Source organism: Pseudoxanthomonas kalamensis DSM 18571, assembly GCF_010211745.1.
In the GTDB taxonomy this organism is placed as follows: Bacteria; Pseudomonadota; Gammaproteobacteria; order Xanthomonadales; family Xanthomonadaceae; genus Pseudoxanthomonas_A; species Pseudoxanthomonas_A kalamensis.
Genome location: NZ_PDWQ01000001.1, coordinates 51,973 through 69,293, shown reverse-complemented (window position 1 = coordinate 69,293; position 17,321 = coordinate 51,973). Strand labels below are relative to the sequence as shown.

Sequence of the window (17,321 nt, the reverse complement as noted above, 5' to 3'; positions counted from 1 at the left end):
ATGGTTCACGGTCGGCAACTCATGTGCCGGCGGCAATCAGCGCGATTGCCAGCACCGCCAGCGGGATGGCAAGCCAGTTGATCCGCGCCAGGCGCTCGCCGAAGCCGAGCACGCCGACCACGGTCCCCAGCAGGACCACGCCGATGTTCATAGTCGAGAACACCACGGCCGGATGCTCGGGCAGGGCGCGGTGGGCGTGCAGGTAGAACAGCAGGTTGCCGAAGTTTAGCAGGCCCAGCAGCAGGCCCGCCCAAAACGCCGACGCAGCCATCGCCAACCGGCCGTGCCAGGCCCGCAGCAGGTTGAAGGCCGTCATCAGCACGAAGGCGGCGGTGAAGGCGACCTGCAACGAGGCCGCGAGCGGCGTGCCGGCGGCGGCAACGGTCTTCAGCAGCACATCGATGCAGGCGAAGCCGACCAGCACCGTCAGTGGCCACGACCATTGTCCGGCGTCGCCGGCCGGTGCCGTCGCACGATTCGGCCGCAGTACCAGCAGGACCACCGCCAGCAGGCCCAGCAGCAGTCCGGCAACCCGCATCGCCCCGGCCGTTTCGCCGAACCACAGGAAGGCGGCCAGCAGCGACAGCAGCAGGGACAGCCGCTGGGCCACGTCGGTGCGCACGATGCCTGCCGCTCGGACCGAGGCGGCCAGCGCCAGGAAGATGCCCGGCAGTAGCAGCGCCAGCGCGGCCAGTGCCAGGTGCGGCGCATCTGGTGCGGCCAGCGTCTGCAGCGGCGGGTCCAGCAACTGCCAGCACAGCAACGCGGCCGCCAGGTAGTTCCAGCCGATGGCCTGGGCGGCATCGATCCCGCGCCGTTGCAGCAGCTTCAGCAGCACCGACACGGCCACGCTGCACAGCACGCTCAGCAACAGGTAGGACATGGGCGAAGACCGGCACGGAAAGGTCCATTATCCGTGCCCGGCCCGCCAGCGGCTTGGCTTCGCGGCAAGCCGCCCCAATAATCGGCGCATGGAAATCAAATCCGACAACCCCGACCACGGCTTTCAGTTCCCCGGCACCTTCGAGCTCAGCGCGATGGGCGCCGCCGACAAGGGGCTGGAGACCGAGCTTCCCAGGCTGCTGGGCCAGGTCGGCGTGGAAGTGCTGGAGGAAAGCATCCAGTGGCGGCATTCCAGCAACGGCCGCTACGTCTCGGTGCGGATCGGTTTTCGTGCCGACAGCCGCGAGCAGTACGACGCCGCCCATCAGGCGCTGCGCGAACACCCGGAAGTGAAGTGGACGCTGTGACCGCTCCCTTCTCCCGCTGGCGGGAGAAGGTGCCGAAGGCGGATGAGGGCGAACGATGAAAGACACGGGAATCGACCGCAGCCCTGCATCGACGCGTCGAACAGGCATCGTGCGCGACCTCGGCCGGCAACCCTACGAGCCGGTATGGCGCGCCATGCAACGCTTCACCGACGCCCGCAACGAACACACCGACGACGAGATCTGGCTGGTCGAACACGATCCGGTGTTCACCCTGGGCCAGGCCGGCAAACCCGAACACGTGCTGGCGCCGGGCGAGATTCCGGTGGTTCACATCGACCGCGGCGGCCAGGTGACCTATCACGGGCCGGGTCAGATCGTCGGTTATCCGCTGCTCGACCTGCCGCGGCTGAAGATCGGCGTTCGCGACTACGTCTGTCGCATCGAACAGGCGATCATCGACACGCTCGCCGACTGGAACATCGAAGGCCGGCGCCGCGAAGGCGCCCCCGGCGTGTACGTGGCCGACGCCAAGATTGCCGCGCTGGGCATCCGTGTGCGCCACGGCCGCACCTTCCACGGCCTGGCCTTCAACATCGCGATGGACCTGGAGCCGTTCCTGCGGATCAATCCCTGCGGCTATCAGGGCCTGCAGGTGGTGGCGCTGTCCGACCTCGGCGGCCCCTCGTCGATCGAGGCGGTCAAGCCGGCCCTGCTGGCGCATCTGGGCGAACAGTTCGGCCTGCAGTTGCGTCACGAATCGGCGTTGCCGGACCTGTCGCTGGCGGCGTGACCGCGCCCCGGCGTACGCGCGCGGCGGCATGCCACAATTCGTCCGATGGACGACACCTTGCGCGAAGCCTTGGACAGGCAGGTTGAACGCGGCCTGGCGCGGCTGCGCGCCGTGCCGGCGCTGCAGTCCCTGATCGATGAGCCGTCGGTCCGCGACACGCTGTCGCGGCTGATCGCCGCCAGCGACTTTGCGCTGGAAACCCTGTGCCGCCAGCCGCAGCGGTTGCCGGAACTGCTGCGCGATGCATCCGCGCCGCTGCCGTTGCCGGATTTGCCCGAGGGTTTACCTGATGAATGGCCGGGCCTGTTGCGTCAGCATCGCGCCGCCGAGTCGCTGCGCCTGATCTGGCGCGATGTGGTCGAAGGCGCCGACGTCGAGGACATCCTTGCTGGCAGTTCACGGTTGGCCGAGCAATGCCTGCAGGCCGCGCTGACCGCGCTGGAAGGCGAGTTCGTCCGTCGCCACGGCACGGTGCGCACGGTCGACGGCACGCCGCAGCGGTTGGTGGTGTTCGCCCTTGGCAAGCTCGGCGGCGGCGAATTGAACTTCTCGTCCGACATCGACCTGGTCTATGCCTACCCGGAAGGCGGTCAGTCCGATGGCGCGCGCGCGCTGGCGGCCGAGGACTATTTCGCCCGCCTCGGTCAGCGCCTGGCCCGCTTGCTGGACGAGCCGACCGTTGACGGTTTCTGCCACCGCGTCGACTTGCGCCTGCGTCCGTTCGGCGGCGCTGGCCGGGTGGCGATGTCGTTCGCCGGCATGGACCAGTATTTCCAGCGCGAGGGCCGCGACTGGGAGCGCTATGCGTGGATGAAGGCGCGCGCGGTCGCCGGCGACATCGAGGCAGGCGAGGGCTGGCTGGAGGAACTGCGGCCGTTCGTGTTCCGTCGCTATCTGGATTTCACCGCGCTGGACGGCCTGCGCGACATGAAGGCGGCGATCGCCGCCGAAGTGGCGCGGCGCGAACTGGCCGGCGACATCAAGCGCGGGCCGGGCGGGATCCGCGAGATCGAATTCCTCGCCCAGGCCTTGCAGCTGATCCACGGTGGTCGCGAGCCGGCGCTGCGCGTGCACGGACTGCTGCCGGCGCTGGCGGCGCTGAGCGAGGCGCGGCATGTCGATGCGCGCGATGCACAAGCGCTGGCCATCGCCTACCGCTTCCTGCGCCGGCTGGAGAACCGGCTGCAGATGATGGGCGATGCGCAGACCTACGCCTTGCCGGAAGATCCGCTGCTGCAGGCGCGGATCGCTCGGGGACTGGGTTGCGTGGACTGGGACGCGCTGCAGGCACAACTGCAGGCGCAGCGCGAAACCGTGACCCGCGAGTTCGACGCCTTGCTGGCCCCGCGCCGGCGCGAGGCGCCGCCCGATGCGCTGCAAGGCTATTGGCGTGCGTTGCCGAAGGGAGGCGATCCGGAACTGCTGGAACGGGCCGGCTTCGCCGATCCGGTGGCGGCCGATGCGCAGCTGCGCGACTTTGTTCGCTCGCCCGGCGTGCGCGGACTGTCCGACAGCGCGCGCGCGCGGCTGGACCGCGTGCTGCCGGCCTTGCTGGCCGCGGCTGGCACCAGCGCGCAGGCCGATGCGACCCTGCGCCGCCTGCTGGGTCTGCTGCAGGCCATCCTGCGCCGCGCCAGCTACCTGGCCCTGCTCGACGAGCAGCCCAGCGCGCGGCAGCGGCTGGTCGATGTGTATTCGCGCAGTGCGTTGCTGGCCGAACGGCTGATGGCCTATCCGCTGCTGCTGGACGAACTGCTCGATACCCGGGTGGCCGGGCCGATGCCCGGGCGCGAGCGGCTGCGCGAGGAATGCGCGCTGGCTTTGCAGGAAGCCGATACCGAATCGGCGCTGCGGCTGCTCAACGAAAAGCGCCTGGCGCTGAGTTTCCGCATCGCACTGGCGGCGCTGGACGGGCGGCAGCCGGCCGCCGACAGCACACGCCAGCTGGCCTGGCTGGCCGACGAGGTGGTGCGGGTGGTGCTGCGCATTGCCGGCGACGAGGTCGTTGCCGCACACGGCCAGGTGCCGGGTGGGCGCTTCGCCGTGATCGGCTACGGCAGTCTGGGCGGCGAGGAACTGGGATTCGGTTCCGACCTCGACCTGGTGTTCCTGTACGACGCCGATTCGAATGCCGAATCGGACGGCCCGCGTCCGCTGGACCCGTCGCGCTGGTACGCGCGGCTGGCGCAGAAGATCGTCGCCATGCTTGGCGCGGTGACCAGCGCCGGTCGGTTGTACGAAGTCGATACCCGGCTGCGTCCGGACGGCAGCAAGAGCATGCTGGTGACATCGCTGGCCAGCTATCGCGACTACCAGCGCGAACGCGCCTGGACCTGGGAGCATCAGGCGCTGGTGCGCGCGCGCGGTGTCGCCGGTAACGATGCGTTGCTGCAGGATTTCGAATCGATCCGTACCGAGGTGCTGGCGCGCCCGCGCGAGCAGGAGGCCTTGCGCACCGACGTGATCGACATGCGTCGGCGCATGCGCGAGGCGCTGGATCGCAGCGATGCAACGCAGTTCGACCTGAAGCAGGGCGACGGCGGGCTGGTCGATCTGGAATTCCTGCTGCAGTACGGCGTGCTCGGCCAGGCGCATGCGCATCCGGTGCTGCTGGCGCCGCGCAACAGTGTCGCGTTGATCGATGCGCAGGATCGGGCCGGCGTGCTGGAGACGGCCACCGCCGAGGCGTTGCGGCAGGCACATGCGACCCTGCTGGCGGCCGGGCTGGCCTGCACGCTGGACCGGCGCAAGCGGATCGTCGCCCGCGATGACCGCATCGATGCCGCGTGCGCGCAGGTGCGGGCGGCCACGCGCGCCTTCGGCTTGCAGGTGGAACCCGACCCTGCCGGCGACTAGCTTGCGTCCAGCCCCAGCCGTTGCCGCGCGAGGGCGGCAACGCGCGCGGTCTCGCGCAGCGGTTCGACCGCGGATGCCAAAGCGGGTTCGGCCAGGTCATGGATGCGTCCGCGCGCCCGCAAGTCATCGATGAAACGGCGTGGACGCCCCTGCACGCCATGCGGATCGAACACCCACACCGGCGCGCGGGTCGCGCAGGCTTCGGACAGCATGTTGACCGAATCCGGCGTGCAGACGATGCGGTCGGACCAGCCGAGCAGGCCCGGATAGGGGTTTTCGCCATCGCTATCGCCGCACCAGAGCAGTCCTGCGCTGTCGGCGAAACGCGCGCGCAGCGCCGTGGCCACCTCCGCCGGAGTGCGCCGCGAGGTGGTGAACAGCAGGCTACCGCCGTCGCGATCCTGCAGGGCCTGCAATTGCATAGCCAGGGCGTCGAAGCCGGCGCGGTCGAAGCGCCAGTGCGCGCTGTCGCCGCCCAGCAGCACGGCGGTACGCGGCGCGGGCAGGCTGGCCAGTGCCGGGAAGCGCTGACGTGCGGCATCCAGCCAGGCATCGTCGATCGGATTCAGGCTGCCGGCCACGGCGATCACGTTTGCGCCCGCCAGTCCGTCGTGCGCCGGCGCGATGACCAGGTTCCAGTGCGCGGGATCGATGCGGGGGTCGAGGATCTGCACCGTCTGCGTGCCACGGGCGCGCAACAGGCGCGTTGCCAGCGCGGCCTGGCGACCGCAGCCGATCGCCAGTCGTGGGGGCGGCAACCGTGTCAATGCGGGGTCGAAACCGCGACCGGCGCCGGGCAGTCGCCGCGGCGCCAGCCAGCGCCACGGCGCGTGCGGTACCAGCACCTGTTCGCGGTACGGCAAGCCCAGCGCGCCAGCCAGCGCCAGCGCCTGCCGGCGGTTGCCGGCAAGACCATCGGTGACGACAAGCAGGTCGGAGTGTTGTTCCATGGACTAAAACAATCCGTTCCGAAGCGTTGGTGCAACGCCAAAGTCGGCACACTCTACACTGGCGTCCAACGCTGGCCGACCCCGAGGGACCGGCAGCGATCCGACCCACAGCCAGGAACCCCCGATGCCCCAAGCCCTGAACGATGCCGCGCTCGACCAGTTGTTCCGCACGGCGCGGACCTACAACGCCTTCACCGGCGAGATCAGCGACGACACCCTGCACCAGCTGTACGAACTGGTGAAGCTGGGACCGACGGCCGCCAATTCGACGCCGGCGCGCTTCGTCTTCGTCAAGTCGGCCGAGGCCAAGGCCAGGCTGGCGCCGGCGTTGTCGGAAGGCAACCTGCAGAAGACGATGTCGGCGCCGGTGACGGTAATCGTCGGCACCGATCTGGATTTCCACGAGAAGATCAATTACCTGTTCCCGCACGTCGATGCCAAGCCGTGGTTCGACGGCCCGCGCGAGGATCGCTACGAAGGCGCATTGCGCAATGGCAGCCTGCAGGGTGCCTACCTGATCCTGGCCGCGCGTGCGCTGGGGCTGGATACCGGGCCGATGTCCGGCTTCGACGCGGCCAAGGTCGACGAGGCGTTCTTCACCGGCACCGCGATCCGCAGCAACTTCCTGGTCAACCTGGGCCAGGGCGATCCGGCCAGCATCTTCCCGCGCTCGCCGCGGCTGCCGTTCGACGAGGCTGCGCGGATCGAGTGATCCGGCATGCTCACGCCGGTTGAATCCCGGCAATGCGATCCTGCCGGGGCTGCCCCGGTCTGCCACCCACATCGGAGTCCGTTGATGAATACCGAGAAGAAACTGCTCATTGCCCTGGCCATTGCCGTGGCCGTCAGTGCCTGTTCGAAGCCGGAAACATCCGCCGAAGCGGCTGCTCCTGCCCCCGAGGCGATGGAAGCGGCTGCCGCAGAAGCCACCGACACCGCGATCGCCGCCGCGTCCGGCACCTACGTGCTCGACCCGACCCATACCGACGTGCTGGTGCAGTGGAGTCACTTCGGCTTCTCGCACCCCAGCGCCCACTTCGGCAACGTCGAGGGCACGCTGGTCTACAACGCGGAAGACCCGGCTCAGTCCAGCGTCGAAGTCACCCTGCCGCTGTCCGGTCTGGACAGCTTCGTGCCGAAGCTCGACGAGCACCTGAAGGGCGCCGATTTCTTCGACGCGGCCACCTATCCGGTCGCCACCTTCAAGAGCACCGCGGTCGAAAGCGCCGGCGTCAACGCGCTCAAGGTGACCGGTGACCTGACCATCAAGGACCAGACCCATCCGGTGGTGCTGGATGTGACCCTGAACGGCGCCGGCCAGCACCCGATGCTCGGTGCGCCGGCGATCGGCTTCAGCGCCACCGGCCAGCTCAAGCGCACCGATTTCGGCGTCGGCGCCTATGCGCCCAACGTCAGCGACGAGGTCGAACTGCGGATCACCACCGAAGGCACGATCCCGGCCGAACCCGCCGTCAACTGAGCGCATCCCGCTGCAGCGCGAGACGCCGGCCATGTGCCGGCGTCGTCGTTTCTGGCGGCTGCTAGAATGGCGGCCGTCCTTCCGCTTCGCACCCGTCCGCCATGAGCCAGACCGCCGCCGTGCCCGCCAACGCCCAGAAGCGCTATCCCGTGCACCGCAGCGACCTGCCGCTGAGCTGTCCGCTGCCGTCGATGGCATTGTGGAACTCGCATCCGCGGGTCTACCTGCCGATCGAGAAGGCGTCGGGTGGCGAAGTGCGCTGCCCGTACTGCGGCTCGATCTTCACCCTGGTGGACTGACCCCGGACCGCGCATGGCCGCAGCGCCGTCGCGTCGCCTGACCGTGGTGCAATTGCTGCCGGCACTGGAGTCCGGCGGCGTCGAACGCTCCACCCTGGAAATCGCCGCGGCGCTGGTCGGGGCCGGGCATCGCGCCATCGTGGTGTCGGCCGGCGGGCGTCTGCTGTCGGCACTGGAAGCCGTCGGTGCCGAGCACGTCGCACTGGACATCGGCCGCAAGTCGCCGCTGACCCTGTGCCATGTGCCGACGCTGCGCGAGCTGTTCGCGCGCGAGCGGGCCGATGTCGTGCATGCGCGCTCGCGGTTGCCGGCGTGGATGGCTTGGCGTGCGCTGCGCGGAATGCCGAAACCGCGCTGCCCGCGTTTCGTTACCACCGTGCATGGGCTGAATTCGCCGGGTTGGTACAGCGGCATCATGACTCGCGGCGAGCGCGTGGTCTGCGTATCGAACTGCGTGCGCGAGTACGTGCTGCGGCACTATCCGCGTACTGATCCGCAGCGGCTGGTGGTGATTCCGCGCGGGATCGATCCGGTCGCGTTCGCGCCGGCACCGTGGCCGGATCCTGCTGTCCGCGCCGATGCGGTGCGCGAATACCCGCGTCTCGACGGCGAGGGCCCCCTGCTGCTGCTGCCGGGGCGCGGCACGCGGCTGAAAGGACATGCCGATGCGCTGCGACTGCTGGCCGGCCTGCGCCGGGCCGGCGCCGATGCGCGGCTGTGGCTGCCGGGCGCGCGCGAGGCCGGGCGCGGCGACTACATCGTCGAATTGGAACGGCTGGCGGCCACGCTGGGGGTCGCCGAAGCGGTGGAATTCACGCCGCCGACCGCGCGCATCGCGCAGGCCTACGCCGCCAGCGACCTGGTACTGCAGCTTTCGCGCAAGCCCGAGGCGTTCGGCCGCACGGTGATCGAGGCCTTGTCGGTACGCCGTCCGGTGCTGGGCTGGGACCACGGCGGGGTTGGCGAATTGCTGCGGGAGCTTCTGCCGCAGGGGGCGGTGCCGGCGTTCGATGAAACCGCGCTGCTGGCGCGTGCGCAAACCTTGCTGACCCAGCGCCCTGCGTTGCCCGATACCCTGCCATACACGCTGGCGGCCATGCAGCAGGCCACGCTGGACCTTTATCATGGCCTGATCGATGAATAGAGTAGATCTCTCCATACCTCCCAGTTCGGTTGCCCACGGCTGGCGCTGGGCGCCGGTGTGGGTGCTGGCTTTCGTCGCCCTGTGGCCGGCCTCGGGCTGGGCCGAGGGGGTGATGGTGCTGGGCGCGCTGGCCGCCATCGCGCGCCTGCTGCTGGTCAGGTTCCGCGGCGGCATGCGCCTGCTAAGCGGCCCGGCGTGGGCGCTGACCAGCGTGCTGTTCTTCGCCTATTGGCTGCCGGAAGCGATATCGGCGGTTGATGCGCTGGATCACGGCCGCGCTTGGCGCGAATCGCTGGTCGACCTGCGCTACCTGCCATTCCTGTGGCTGGTGGCCGCGGCGGTCGCCGATGCGCGCGGCCGTCGCATCACCTTCAACGGCCTCGCGATCATCGTGGCGGTGTGGACGCTGGATGCGCTGGCGCAGGTCGCGTTCGGGACCAGTCCGCTGTTCTGGAGTATCGACCAACTGAAGCTGATGGTCAGCGGCCACGGCATGTGCACGGCGGCGCAGGTCGCCGCCGCGGACCGGCTCAGTGGCATCCTCGGCCCGTGCAACCTGAAGTTGGGCGTGGTGCTGGCCAGCCTGTCGCCGTTCGCCATGTTCGCGGTCGGGCGCCGCTTCGGCATGATCGGCTGGATCCTGGCGGCGGCGGCGATCGGGCTGGTGGTCCTGCTGGCCGGCGCGCGTTCGGCCTGGATCACCTTCGCCCTGGTGCTGCTGTTCTCCGGCTGGCGCCTGCTGGGCTGGAAGCGCATGGTCGGTGTGTTCGCCTTCGGTGCGGCTTTGCTGGTCGTGCTGGCGCTGGTCTCGCCGCAGTTCGAGGAGCGCATCGAACGCAGCACCGCGTTGCTGACCATCGGTCAGGACAATGTGGATACCGCCCTGTCCGGACGCGCGCAGATCTGGCGCGCCGCGCTGTGCATGGTGCGCGAACACCCGGTCAACGGCGTTGGTGTGCGCAATTTCCGCGACGCCTTTCCCGACTGCGATCCGAGCCCGCAGGAACGGCCGGCCTGGGGCGAGGGACCGGCGCTGCACGCGCACCAGATCGTGCTGGAGGTCCTCAGCGAAACCGGCGCGTTCGGCCTGTTGCTGTGGCTGGCCGGCGCGGCGATGGCGTGGCGTGCCTGGCGGTTTGCCACGCCGCAGGCCCGCGATCGCGCCCGTCCGGCGATGCTGGCGCTGGCGGTGACGGTGTTCCCGCTCAATACCCACCTGGCTTTCTACTCCACGTTCTGGGGCGGACTGGCCCTGATGCTGGCGGCGCTGTATTCGGGCAGTCTGCTGGCCCGAGACGATGACTGAGCCCGCCGCCGCGCGGCCCATGCTGCGCTGCTGGTTCATCGGTCCGGTCAACTTGTTGGCTGCAGCCATCGCACGATTGCCGCAACGGCTGCTGCTGGCCGCGGGCGCTGCGTTGACCTGGCTGTTGTGGCCCCTGCTGGGCAAGCGCCGGCGTTATGCCAAGATCAATATCGACCTGTGTTTTCCGGAACTCGATGCCGCCGCCCGCCGCCGGTTGCTGAAGGCCAATCTGCGCGCCACTGTTACCGGCGCGCTGGAGCTGGTGCGCGGCTGGTATGCGCCGCCCGCCGCGCTGGGCAGGCTGGTGGCGCAAGTGGACGGACTGGAGCACCTGCGCGCAGCGCGTGCTGCCGGACATGGCGTGCTGTTGTTCGGCGGTCATTTCCCGCATTCGGAACTGTGCGCGCGGCTGCTGGGCGAAGCCCTGGGCGAGCGCGTCAGCATCGTCGCCCGCAGCAACAATCATCCCTGCATCGAGCGCCTGCTGGACGGCGCTCGCCGGCGCGCGTTCGCCGACGTGATCGGCAAGAAGGACGTGCGTGGTTTGTTGCGCACGTTGTCGCAGGGCGGCATTGTGGCCTATTCGGCCGACCAGAACTTCAATTACCAGCACGCTTTCGTGCCGTTTTTTGGCATCCCCGCCGCGACCCTGACCGCGACCCCGGACCTGGCCCGCCGCGGTAAGGCGATGGTGCTGCCGTTCTGGTTCCACCGCGACGCCGATGGCCGCTATCGGTTACGGATTGAACCGACCTGGCCCGGCTGGCCCAGCGGCGACCCCGTCACCGACGCCGCCCGCTACATGGCCGAACTGGAAACCGTCGTCCGCCAACACCCCGAGCAATACCTGTGGGTGCATCGCCGCTTCAAGACCCGCCCGCCGGGTGAGGGGGATGTCTACCGCAATCGCTGATCGCTTTCAGATTTGATTGGTATGGCTCGGTGGGGGGGGGGGCAGGTCAAATCATGCGGATGAATTTCATTTCCGTTTCAAAAATGGAAGAAGATTGTCCAGGTGCTGCGTCATGGGCTGGTGTAGTCGGAGCACTCGGGCAATGATCGATCCGGCTCATATCGACCTGTTCCAGTTTTCAAGCGGAATGTGCGGCGATAGCTGCACCGCGAATTCGCTGTTGTGATTAAATCTGCTTCGCTCAGAGGCGGGTTTGATAGCGAATCTTCATATCGCGAAACATGGCCGGGAAAGGATGTTGCAACCGTTTCGAATTCGAAGACGGGGGCTCCGTCATATGCATGGTTGGCAAGAAATAGTTCGCCGGAAAACGTGTATTCATCATGACAAGCTCCGGCGCGACTCTCCATGTCCTCTTCGGAAAAGCACGCACGAATCATGGCGTACGCATGAACTGGAATAGAAAGTATTTGTTGAGGGGTGTTGCTTTTTCTGAGTTCTATCAAGCGCAATTCGGTAGAGCTTGCGCCACCACCAGAGTAGCTGGTGGATTCTCTGCACAATATGCCAATGATCGAGCTTTCTTGTGTCTCCACAGCATACGGCCAGAGTGAAATTTCGCAGTCATAGCCATTTGGTCCGATGCTAGATGGGCTGTAGTCTTCAGAAATATTATTTGTGACCGAATGAACGACATGAAGTTGGCCGCTCGCATCCAAAGTTATGCACAAATCACCATTCTTAATGCACCTTGAGTCATCATGCCCGATGCCTTTAGTGGTGAGTGGCTGCGGAACCAAGAGTTCCATCCGATTACCAGCATCGTCATGGGCTTCATTTCGGATTGAGCTGGCCAGAAGAAGTGTGATCAATAGAATTTGCATGGGTATGATCTACGCATGCGTTCGTTGAACGCCGGTTGTGACGCTAGCGTGCGGCCGGTATCCTTCTAAATATGGATAGCACAGATACACTGTTGTCAACGCTTAGTGAGGTGGGCTCGGTAATCGACAGTGCGATGCAGGGGGTGGGGACTTCACCATTGCACGCTAAAAAGTCGCACGTGTTGGTGCGGTCGCCGTCGCCGAAAATATAGTCGATATAAGCTACTAGGGCGGTCCAATTCTCTGCCAAGGCCAGCTTCTGCCAGCCTACGTGTCGCATATAGCGACCACCTGAATCCTCCTCGGCGATCAAGTATTGTGGGGTGAGAACCGGGGTCGATGAATCAAATTCATATAAACCATTTGGATCACAATTCAGGGTCATTGTGGCCCGAAATCGTCGTGCTTCTTTTCTCCATTCCAGTGTGTAAATCTGTTGGAACCCCTCTTTACCTACGGCGATGGCCTGTGCGGTCAGGATGCGTGTTTCCAAGCCTCCTAATTCATAACCGCATTCTGTGCGTGCCGTATCAAGAGCTAAAGCAATATTGGTGGTCGCAGCAGGTGTTTTTACGCATGTGATCAGAAAGATAAAGCACGATACGATAAGAAAAGTAGGTTTCATGGGGCAATTCGCCTTGTGTAATCCTGTGGCACTGAGTGTTGTACACCTTGTGCGTCGGGAACATTGCCAGTGGCCGGCGTTTGCCAGATGTGGTGGTTGTTAGGTACTAGTCTCGAACACGGGCTGTGCACATGAAGCCTAGCGCACGATCATGCAAAGATGCGCCGTTCGATTGGTTGACGCAGCCTGTGAAAAGAGCCGTTGCTTTATCGCTATATCGCACGATATCTACGCAGACTTGAGTGTCGGAGGATTCTTCGCCGCTTAGGTCAATCCTGGTAACGGTTCGTTGGTATTTGAATACCTCGGTGCTGGAATTGTCCTGCGTCGAAAGTTTTTCGTTATCCAGAGGTTTGATGCCGTCAACATAGTAGAAATTCTTGTCGTCGGGAACTGACTCTGGCGTCCTGTGTGAGATGACGCCGGCCGCATTCATGAAGAAGTTGCTGGGTACACTTGGAAGGGCCTCTTTGGGCGGATGGTTGAAAACAATGATCGATCCTGTTTCATCGACTCCGTCCGTTGTTCCAAGCGTCAGGAAGGCCGAACAGCTTGCGTTGTCGCGCGACAGCAAGTGGAAAGCGCTAGGCTCAAGATCGAAGGAAAACCCACAGATATGCAACCTTTCCCCAGCTGAATGGGCGCACGAGCTTGCGCTGAGAAGTAGAATCGAAAGCAATAGATGTTTTGGCAAATTTATCATGGCCTTAGATTGTTGACCCCTTGGGCTGGCGTCAATTCATCGGATAGCTGAAAGTATGCGGCTTTGAAGAATGTTCTTCTATCGTCTACGTGCAGTGCGGCGCGGTTTATTTGCAGGGTCACATTCAAGACGTCTGCATCAACTTGCGCTTGTTGGCTTAGATTTTGAAACGTCTTGTTGTCTGCTCTTGTATTGATGTTTACCAGCCCATCCAGTAGCTATCGATACGTACGTCGACTTCCGGGTGGATTGCGGGTTCGGTCTCGCGTGAGTTCGGCTGTCCAGTAATATCCAGATGCGTCGCTTGCGACAAAAGAGTCATTCTGCAGTTGGAGATTGTTGGGGTCTCGCGTGTAATTTCGATTCCTGTACTCCCAGTAGTTGGAATAATTTTTCCGCCCCGTCATCTGAATCAACCCTCTGCCCTTGAATCGCGGCCCATCTCCTGGTTGCGTGTTGCCAAGTTCTCTAGCTTTTTCAGGATCAGTTGCCATGTCATACGCATTTCCGCTTGCGTACTCTCTGACTGTTTGCAAGCGGTCCGACTCTAGTGATATCTGACCAAAGAAGTGAGCCATCCTGATCTTGGAATGTATGCAGTACTTCGCCATTACCTTGTTCAAAGATACGTGCATGTTCGGTGGGAATATCTGTCGCTGAGTGTTTGTACCTGTCGTGAATCTGTTCCTCATGTCCTGGAATCCAAGCACCCCATTTCCGGTTGGCAGGCAGGCAATCCGCTCATCCAAAGATAGCCAGCTACATGGCCGAACTGGAAACCGTTGTCCGCCAACACCCCGAGCAATACCTGTGAGTGCACCGCCGCTTCAAGACCCGCCCGCCGGGCGAGGAGGGGGTTTACCGCGGGCTCTGATTGCTCTCGGATTTTATTGACGTGGGTAGAAAGGGAGGGGGCAGCCTCATCGCGCGAGTGCGGCGCGAATGGTAAGGTAATCTTTGTAGGGGAAAGACACTGCGGCACCTTCGCGGATGCCATCGAAGCCAGATCCAAGCGTGTTCTCGATATTGTGAGCTCTAGCGAACAATATCTCATTGCCTTCGGTGCCTTCGACGATAGATTTGCGATATACATAAATTTTGTAATACGCGCCATCTGTCCCGGTTGCCGAAAGATGGATCGGCCATGCGACAACGATGAACAGCTTCCGCTCACCATCTTCACCTGCGGCCATGGTGAAAACAGATCTGATTTCCGCAGACTGACCTTCTGGTTCTATCGTTTCCAAGTGGGTGGTTTGAACGTGACCGTCTACGCGATGCGATAGATAGACTTCGACGTTGGGCTCATTGTTGAGCTGGTCGACATAGAAAAACTGTATTAGCGATTGCCTGGTTGGAAAGCCAATCTCCAGCGTCGGCGAGGCCAGAGTTGGGGGTGGTGTGGGCGTTTGTTCGCATGCGGTTGAGGCTTTTGACGCAAGAGTGATAAGAAAGCAAAGCGAAATCAATAATTGGATGATCAGTTTGTACATGGCTGAAATCTTACTCGTCGATTGATGTGAAGACGCCGACGGTCCAGATATTGGTGAAATGTCCGCGCCGTTCGGCGTAACTAGCTGTATGACGATTGATGATTCGGGTGATTGAGTCGACATTCGCATCCGTCGGTCCTCCATCGGCGATTTGATAAAGACCGTGCCTAATCCAGAAGAATACTGCCGACTGAACCGCATATCTCGCTGTTCCCAAGAGATCAGGATCACCTACAAAGTCTGGAGCAGTTCCGGGCCAAACCAAGTGGTAGTTGTCCTGAAGATCCTGATAATTCCCTCTTCCAGTTGTCATTTTCAAGCCTCGACCTCTATATCTCCAGCCATCGCCACTGACAATGTCTCCATTTCCATTGCGGTTGCCGTAGGCGCGATTTGCGATGGCCTCCTGGTCTGCACGTTGGCCACCAGTACGGCCATAGGTTTGAGCCTCTTGGGGATTGCGTGAGAAGTAGGAGAATGTGGCAATCAAACCGGAGGGCGAGTAGTTTAGACTCTCGGTAAAACTGGCACTATTTCCGACTTCTTCTCTGACTTGTGCAAAGAAATGGGATAAGCGGAGAGGTGTATCGAGCTTGTAATCCTCAATATTCTCGTTTATTTCGTTCACGATTGACCGAAGGCGATCCACAGGGGCGGCAGTGAAGATATGTTGCAGCATCTCCACAGTGATCACGGGTGTGCCCCGAGTGTTGAACGTCCCTATCAACCCCACCGGATGGAAACAGCTGATGGCTGGACTGTCGGGGAAGTCATACTGGCCCTTGACGTCGTCCCACCATAGCAACTTTTCGATCCGCGTCTTTTCGGCGGCCCAGTTGGGTTGGTTGTTCTGTAGAGTGCATTGGTCGATACCGTCCCACTTGCTCATCGGGCCGGCCCATTCGCTGTCGTAACGGGCAATCAGGCGCGAGATGGCCTGCGCAAGCCATGGCTTGCGCAGGGCCGCTTGCAGTTCGTCGACTACGATCACATTGTCCGCATTGCTGTCGATGATCTGTTCCAGCTTGGTGAACAGGGCACCGTTATCGGCGGGCCGGCCGTGGCTTTCCATCTGCGCCTGCTCGTTTGGCGCAGTCAGCCCCTGCTGGTTGATCCGGTGGGCGAAGAACTGCGAACAGGTGGTGGAGTCCACTTGCAGCACTTCGAATCCCGGCCAGTCCCAGGGGCTGCACAGGGATACCTTGGTCTGGCCCTTCTCGCGCGCCCAGCCATTTCGGCCACTACCGTCCGCGGTACCTACCTCCACCTCCCACCATCGGGTACCGTCAGCCTCCGTGGCGTTGTTTTCCAGTGTGCCGACGGCAGCCACGCGCATGAAGCCGGCGGTCGGGCCGTCCGTGTTGGCGATTTGCAACGGGAACAAAGTCCAAGCCGGTAACTGTCCGGTGGTGCTGGTCCGCGCGCCGCTGGCGTTGAGCCGGTTGCGTTCGACCCAGACGGTAGCAGTGCCTGCCGTGACCTTGGCCCAGCGGCCGGTTTTGGGCGAGTCGTCGGCCAGCGCGGTGTCTACCCCGGATGCGACTGTGGTATCGGCTTCGACAGGTTGGGCCAGTACCGCACCCTTGTCGATTTTCAGCAGGGTCTTCTGCTTGGCATCCAGTTGTGCGGCCCGAGCCCGACTTTGGGTGATAAACGTCTGGACATCGTCCCCGGTGAATACCTCCAGATGCACCAGAGGCCTGGACGAACTACTGGCCAGAGGGTTGGTGTCCTTGTAACGCTGGAATTGACCCAGATGGCCGATCATGTCCTTTGCCTTGATGGCATGAGGCGTCTCCAGCACCACCACGGTGTCCCGGGACGAGGGCGCGGATTGGGCTCCCAGTTCGCTCTTGTAAACGTAGCCCCCGGTCTCCATGCCGGCCGGCACAGTGGCCCCACTGACCAAGCCAGTGATCGCGAAGTAGCCCCTGTGAGTTCCTTCCGCACCCAACGTGACTACCGCGCCACGGGGCAGGATGGCGATGGCCTTTTTGTCTGCATCGCGAACCCGAATACCGATTTGGTTGGGAGCTAGCGTTTCTTCCTCGTCCGTGGATGCATCGGTGACGCGATATTGCGTATCTCCATCCCAGAAACTGGGTCGGCCCATGTTGGTGTCGTTTTTGTAAGCTTCCCAGTCCAGCAGATGCATATAGAGGCTGTAAAGGGTCAGTGAAGGTTCTTCTTCCTGCTGATCCTGGGTTTGGCTTTGAGTTGCATCTTCATCCGTCGAGGCAGGTGCTTCCGGGGGCTGCAGTCGATGTTTGACCAAGACGAAGCCAGTTGAATACTTGGCCTTGCCGGCATTGGGATATTCGACTTGCGGGTACTTTTCATCGATGCGATAGGCGATGACTTCGCCATCGGCGATGCAGCGGATGCCCTTGTCCTGCGCCAGGCTCGTGGCAGTTTCGGCACCGAAGTGTATGCCGCCGTGCCATTGTCCATTGGCGCCGATAGGGTAGAACCCGTCCGGGGCCGTGGCCAGGGCGTCGTAATACTCCCTGGGGTTGGCGACTTCGACCTGCTTTGGTGCAGCCGGATTGCTGTTGTCCGTTTTCGGGAAAGGGTAAGCGAACTTCTTGACCGGGTCGGGAGTGGTAGCCGTTTCGGTCTGGGCGTCCGTGTCGGGGTCGGGTTGGGGGTTCGTGCCGTCTGCCATGA

Annotated in this window: 16 protein-coding genes; 9 read left to right on the top strand and 7 right to left on the bottom strand. The window is 63.5% G+C overall.

The genetic code is table 11. The annotated features are described in order from the left end of the window. Positions 1-19: 19 nt before the first annotated feature. A complete protein-coding gene (locus CSC70_RS00335; protein WP_162454651.1) occupies positions 20-883 on the bottom strand; it encodes an EamA family transporter in 864 nt (287 codons plus the stop codon). 88 nt (positions 884-971) lie between these two features. Here CSC70_RS00335 and CSC70_RS00330 point away from each other — a divergent pair, with 88 nt between their 5' ends. Genes CSC70_RS00330 through glnE form a run of 3 tightly spaced genes read left to right on the top strand, consistent with a single transcriptional unit; the run spans position 972 to position 4,857 of the window. Further along, positions 972-1,250, top strand: a complete 279-nt coding sequence (locus tag CSC70_RS00330; protein ID WP_162454650.1) for a DUF493 family protein — start codon at positions 972-974, stop codon at positions 1,248-1,250. A gap of 55 nt (positions 1,251-1,305) precedes the next feature. Beyond that, positions 1,306-2,001, top strand: a complete 696-nt coding sequence (gene lipB / locus CSC70_RS00325; RefSeq protein ID WP_162454649.1) for a lipoyl(octanoyl) transferase LipB — start codon at positions 1,306-1,308, stop codon at positions 1,999-2,001. A gap of 45 nt (positions 2,002-2,046) precedes the next feature. After that, a complete protein-coding gene (gene glnE / locus CSC70_RS00320; RefSeq protein WP_162454648.1) occupies positions 2,047-4,857 on the top strand; it encodes a bifunctional [glutamate--ammonia ligase]-adenylyl-L-tyrosine phosphorylase/[glutamate--ammonia-ligase] adenylyltransferase in 2,811 nt (936 codons plus the stop codon). On the opposite strand, the gene CSC70_RS00315 is transcribed toward glnE, so the two are convergent. Next, a complete protein-coding gene (locus CSC70_RS00315; protein WP_162454647.1) occupies positions 4,854-5,807 on the bottom strand; it encodes a mitochondrial fission ELM1 family protein in 954 nt (317 codons plus the stop codon). The genes glnE and CSC70_RS00315 overlap by 4 nt on opposite strands. A gap of 124 nt (positions 5,808-5,931) precedes the next feature. Between CSC70_RS00315 and CSC70_RS00310 the strand changes: the two genes are divergently transcribed. The 6 genes from CSC70_RS00310 to CSC70_RS00285 all read left to right on the top strand — a co-directional run bounded on the left by CSC70_RS00310 (position 5,932) and on the right by CSC70_RS00285 (position 10,949). After that, complete coding sequence (locus tag CSC70_RS00310) at positions 5,932-6,519, top strand: malonic semialdehyde reductase (protein ID WP_162454646.1); 588 nt, start codon at positions 5,932-5,934, stop codon at positions 6,517-6,519. Between the two features lie 84 nt (positions 6,520-6,603). After that, positions 6,604-7,287, top strand: a complete 684-nt coding sequence (locus CSC70_RS00305) for a YceI family protein (RefSeq protein ID WP_162454645.1) — start codon at positions 6,604-6,606, stop codon at positions 7,285-7,287. A 101-nt stretch (positions 7,288-7,388) separates the two neighbouring features. Further along, positions 7,389-7,586 carry a zinc-finger domain-containing protein gene (locus tag CSC70_RS00300; RefSeq protein WP_162454644.1) on the top strand — a complete coding sequence of 66 codons (198 nt, stop codon included), beginning with the start codon at positions 7,389-7,391 and terminating at the stop codon, positions 7,584-7,586. Positions 7,587-7,599: 13 nt separating this feature from the next. Continuing rightward, entirely contained in the window at positions 7,600-8,730 is a 1,131-nt protein-coding gene (locus tag CSC70_RS00295; RefSeq protein ID WP_162454643.1) for a glycosyltransferase, read from the top strand. Next, complete coding sequence (locus CSC70_RS00290) at positions 8,723-10,036, top strand: O-antigen ligase family protein (protein ID WP_162454642.1); 1,314 nt, start codon at positions 8,723-8,725, stop codon at positions 10,034-10,036. Before CSC70_RS00295 ends, CSC70_RS00290 begins: the two co-directional genes overlap by 8 nt. Beyond that, a complete protein-coding gene (locus CSC70_RS00285) occupies positions 10,029-10,949 on the top strand; it encodes a lysophospholipid acyltransferase family protein (RefSeq protein WP_162454641.1) in 921 nt (306 codons plus the stop codon). The genes CSC70_RS00290 and CSC70_RS00285 overlap by 8 nt, the downstream gene beginning before the upstream one ends. Positions 10,950-11,059: 110 nt before the next feature. On the opposite strand, the gene CSC70_RS00280 is transcribed toward CSC70_RS00285, so the two are convergent. The 5 genes from CSC70_RS00280 to CSC70_RS00260 all read right to left on the bottom strand — a co-directional run bounded on the left by CSC70_RS00280 (position 11,060) and on the right by CSC70_RS00260 (position 17,319). Continuing rightward, on the bottom strand, positions 11,060-11,833 hold the full coding sequence (locus CSC70_RS00280) for a hypothetical protein (RefSeq protein WP_162454640.1): 774 nt from the start codon (positions 11,831-11,833) through the stop codon (positions 11,060-11,062). A 43-nt stretch (positions 11,834-11,876) separates the two neighbouring features. Further along, entirely contained in the window at positions 11,877-12,458 is a 582-nt protein-coding gene (locus CSC70_RS00275; protein WP_162454639.1) for a hypothetical protein, read from the bottom strand. 106 nt (positions 12,459-12,564) lie between these two features. Then, complete coding sequence (locus CSC70_RS00270) at positions 12,565-13,032, bottom strand: hypothetical protein (protein WP_162454638.1); 468 nt, start codon at positions 13,030-13,032, stop codon at positions 12,565-12,567. Between the two features lie 1,049 nt (positions 13,033-14,081). After that, entirely contained in the window at positions 14,082-14,654 is a 573-nt protein-coding gene (locus CSC70_RS00265; protein ID WP_162454637.1) for a hypothetical protein, read from the bottom strand. A gap of 10 nt (positions 14,655-14,664) precedes the next feature. Continuing rightward, on the bottom strand, positions 14,665-17,319 hold the full coding sequence (locus CSC70_RS00260) for a glycoside hydrolase family 19 protein (RefSeq protein ID WP_162454636.1): 2,655 nt from the start codon (positions 17,317-17,319) through the stop codon (positions 14,665-14,667). Positions 17,320-17,321: the final 2 nt, after the last annotated feature.

Coding starts and splice junctions, on each gene's coding strand:
- CSC70_RS00280 (WP_162454640.1), bottom strand. CDS start 11,833: ATGCAAATTCTATTGATCACACTTCTTCTGGCCAGCTCAATCCGAAAT.
- CSC70_RS00315 (WP_162454647.1), bottom strand. CDS start 5,807: ATGGAACAACACTCCGACCTGCTTGTCGTCACCGATGGTCTTGCCGGC.
- CSC70_RS00260 (WP_162454636.1), bottom strand. CDS start 17,319: ATGGCAGACGGCACGAACCCCCAACCCGACCCCGACACGGACGCCCAG.
- CSC70_RS00300 (WP_162454644.1), top strand. CDS start 7,389: ATGAGCCAGACCGCCGCCGTGCCCGCCAACGCCCAGAAGCGCTATCCC.
- CSC70_RS00335 (WP_162454651.1), bottom strand. CDS start 883: ATGTCCTACCTGTTGCTGAGCGTGCTGTGCAGCGTGGCCGTGTCGGTG.
- CSC70_RS00290 (WP_162454642.1), top strand. CDS start 8,723: ATGAATAGAGTAGATCTCTCCATACCTCCCAGTTCGGTTGCCCACGGC.
- CSC70_RS00285 (WP_162454641.1), top strand. CDS start 10,029: ATGACTGAGCCCGCCGCCGCGCGGCCCATGCTGCGCTGCTGGTTCATC.
- CSC70_RS00275 (WP_162454639.1), bottom strand. CDS start 12,458: ATGAAACCTACTTTTCTTATCGTATCGTGCTTTATCTTTCTGATCACA.
- CSC70_RS00330 (WP_162454650.1), top strand. CDS start 972: ATGGAAATCAAATCCGACAACCCCGACCACGGCTTTCAGTTCCCCGGC.
- CSC70_RS00305 (WP_162454645.1), top strand. CDS start 6,604: ATGAATACCGAGAAGAAACTGCTCATTGCCCTGGCCATTGCCGTGGCC.
- CSC70_RS00265 (WP_162454637.1), bottom strand. CDS start 14,654: ATGTACAAACTGATCATCCAATTATTGATTTCGCTTTGCTTTCTTATC.
- glnE (WP_162454648.1), top strand. CDS start 2,047: ATGGACGACACCTTGCGCGAAGCCTTGGACAGGCAGGTTGAACGCGGC.
- lipB (WP_162454649.1), top strand. CDS start 1,306: ATGAAAGACACGGGAATCGACCGCAGCCCTGCATCGACGCGTCGAACA.
- CSC70_RS00310 (WP_162454646.1), top strand. CDS start 5,932: ATGCCCCAAGCCCTGAACGATGCCGCGCTCGACCAGTTGTTCCGCACG.
- CSC70_RS00295 (WP_162454643.1), top strand. CDS start 7,600: ATGGCCGCAGCGCCGTCGCGTCGCCTGACCGTGGTGCAATTGCTGCCG.